Below are 2,576 nucleotides of genomic sequence, written 5' to 3' on the forward strand. Positions count from 1 at the left end.
TCGCTGTTGCCGTCGAACGGATCGCCACCGGGTCGACCGGAGCGGAATTCGAACCGCGAGCCGCCCGGACCTTGCTGCCGGCGAAAGCCGCCAAACGGATCGCCGCCACCGGCAGCGCCCTCAAAGCCCTGGAATCGCGGCTTGCCGTCAGCGTCGATCTCGCCGCGATCGAAAGCGGCGCGATTCTTTTCGTCGCCGACGATCTCGTAGGCCTGGTTGGCTGCGGCGAAACGGTCCTTCGCCTTTGGATCATTCGGATTCTGGTCCGGATGATGCTTTTTGGCGAGTTTCCGGTACGCCGACTTTATGTCTTTGGCCGATGCGTTCCTGGCAACGCCCAGCACCTCATAGGGGTCGCGCATGCTTACTGCCCTGGAGAAGAGTTGAGTCTCTGGTTGCCTCTTATATGCGCTCCCATAGGAAGAAATTCCAGTGCTGGAGCCGCATATCAGACGCGGAAAATCAGAGCGCCTTGAAGTCCTGCATGCGCCAGCCGCCGGCGCTGGCCAGGCACAGTTCGCCTTCGAACATGGCAACGCCGTCAAAGCTTTCGCGCGAGGCCTTGAAGCGGCGGCAGGTCTGGCCGTTGTCCTTCAATTCCGCCAGATCGGTGATGGAACCGCGCGAGCCGGTACCGGCATTGGCCCATGGGACGGCCTGCCCGCCGAGCTGCTCGATGTCGGCCGAGGAGACTGCATTGCCGATCGTCGTCTGGTCGGAGTCGCGATCCAGACTGGCCGGCGCGGCCGAGGCCGATGTGCTGCTGGTCAGGATCGAGCGGTCGACTTCGGCTTTTTCCAGGCTGAAGCCGCCGGCGCCACAAGCGGCAAGCGGCAAGGCGACCGCCACGATCGCGGCTTTCGCGCTGGCCGAAGCGATAACGCTCCATTGCCTGCTGTCAAAAGCTTGCGCGATAAGCGACAATCGGCAGCCTCCCCCTTGCTTCGTTAAGAATCTTGGCTTTGTAAGAATCTTCGTGACAATTTGAGAAAAACTATGAGTGACACTGAGTTAACAAGCGGTGACTTTACCGAGGCTGCCGAGCCGTTTCGCCTGTTTGCCGCATGGCTGGACGACGCCACGAAAAGCGAGCCGAACGACCCCAACGGCGTGGCTCTGGCGACCGTCGATGCCGACGGCATGCCGGATGTGCGCATGGTTTTGCTCAAGGGGTTCGATGAAAGCGGGTTTGTCTTCTACACGAATTTCGAGAGCGCCAAGGGCCAGGAGATTCTTGGCAGCATGAAGGCGGCGATGTGTTTCCATTGGAAATCACTGCGCCGCCAGGTACGCATTCGCGGACCGGTGGAGATCGTCAGCGACGCCGAAGCCGACGCCTACTATGCGACACGGCCGCGCGGCAGCCGCATCGGCGCATGGGCCTCGAAACAATCGCGGCCGCTGGAAAGCCGCTTTGCGCTGGAGAAGGCAGTGGCCGAATACACGGCACGCTACCCGATCGGCGAGATCCCGCGGCCAAAGCACTGGTCCGGCTTCCGAATCGTGCCCACGACAATCGAGTTCTGGCACGACAGGCCGTTCCGCCTGCACGACCGGCTCGTCTTCAGCCGCAACGCGAAAGGCGCCTGGGACAAGACGAGGCTTTATCCCTGAAGAAGAGGCTCAGGCCTTCTTTCTCGTCATGAACGCGGTGAGCGCGGCGCGCGCCTCATCGGACTTCAGGCGCTCGCGAAAATGCTCGCTTTCCTCGCCGATGCGGGCGACGAGGTCGTCGCGCGAGCCGCGCATCAGGTCGCGCGCGATCTTCAACGCCTGCGGCGGCTTGGCCGCGATCTGGCCGGCGGCCGCCAGCACCGAGGCCTCCAGTGCTGCTTCCTCGACCACCTCGTAGATCAGGCCGGCGGCCTTCGCCCGTTCAGCCGAAAAGCCCTCGCCGAGGCCGAGCAGCGCGAAGGCACCCTGCTGCCCGAGGATGCGCGGCGCCAAGAGGCTCGACCCCGCCTCGGGCACCAGGCCAAGGTCGACGAAAGGCGTCCTGAACACGGTGCGCGGCGTGGCGAAGGTCAGGTCGCAATGCAGGTTGAGCGTCGTGCCGATGCCGACCGCGATGCCGTCGACGCCGGAGACCATGGGTTTTTCGACCCTGGCCAGCGCCATCAGGAAGTCCCAGACTTCGGTGCCGCCGTCACCACCGGTGGCGATGATCATGAAGTCGGCAAGGTCGTTGCCTGAGGAGAAGGCGCCGGGCACGCCGAGAAAGACATGGACGCGGATCTCCGGGTCGGCGTCGCCTTCTGCCAGGCTTTTTGACATTTTCGCATACATGGCGCGCGTCAGCGCGTTCTTCTTGTCCGGCCGGTTCATGCGGATGATCTGGATGGCGCCCTGGCGCTCGACGAGGATATGGTCTGTCACGGTTCTTTCCTTGTGAACGTCAGGCGGAAATCAGCGTTTTTCCGGCAGCGGCGAGGCTTTCGGCGCCATCGATGACGCGCGCCCGCAAAGCGCTGACCTCGCCGAGCAGGTTTTCGGCGAAGAAGCGGCAAAGGGGAATACGGCCTTGGTCGGCAAGAGCGCCGCGCGCCAGATAGGCGCCGCCGGCGGCAAGCGAGATC

General features: G+C 63.5%; 4 protein-coding genes and 1 pseudogene. 1 reads left to right on the forward strand and 4 read right to left on the reverse strand.

Translation table 11 applies throughout. The annotated features are described in order from the left end of the window. Both EN994_RS26530 and EN994_RS26535 read right to left on the reverse strand, forming a co-directional pair. Positions 1-362, reverse strand: a 362-nt coding sequence (locus EN994_RS26530; protein ID WP_164746213.1) for a DnaJ domain-containing protein, incomplete at its 3' end; no start/stop codon positions are given. Positions 363-462: 100 nt separating this feature from the next. Then, a complete protein-coding gene (locus EN994_RS26535; RefSeq protein ID WP_013532805.1) occupies positions 463-924 on the reverse strand; it encodes an RT0821/Lpp0805 family surface protein in 462 nt (153 codons plus the stop codon). A gap of 72 nt (positions 925-996) precedes the next feature. On the opposite strand from EN994_RS26535, the gene pdxH reads away from it, so the two are divergent. Further along, positions 997-1,614 (forward strand): pyridoxamine 5'-phosphate oxidase, encoded by a 618-nt coding sequence (gene pdxH, locus EN994_RS26540; protein ID WP_063167664.1) that lies wholly within the window; start codon positions 997-999, stop codon positions 1,612-1,614. A gap of 9 nt (positions 1,615-1,623) precedes the next feature. Here pdxH and EN994_RS26545 read toward each other — a convergent pair whose 3' ends face one another. Then, positions 1,624-2,376 carry a crotonase/enoyl-CoA hydratase family protein gene (locus EN994_RS26545; protein WP_063167663.1) on the reverse strand — a complete coding sequence of 251 codons (753 nt, stop codon included), beginning with the start codon at positions 2,374-2,376 and terminating at the stop codon, positions 1,624-1,626. 19 nt (positions 2,377-2,395) lie between these two features. After that, positions 2,396-2,576: pseudogene (locus tag EN994_RS26550) on the reverse strand (acyl-CoA dehydrogenase); the annotation flags it as partial.

Origin of the sequence: Mesorhizobium sp. M7A.F.Ca.CA.002.09.1.1, assembly GCF_003998555.1 — a bacterium.
In the GTDB taxonomy this organism is placed as follows: Bacteria; Pseudomonadota; Alphaproteobacteria; order Rhizobiales; family Rhizobiaceae; genus Mesorhizobium; species Mesorhizobium ciceri.

What these genes read in the sequence shown, in the direction of transcription:
- pdxH (WP_063167664.1), top strand. Translation starts at nt 997, where the DNA reads ATGAGTGACACTGAGTTAACAAGCGGTGACTTTACCGAGGCTGCCGAG.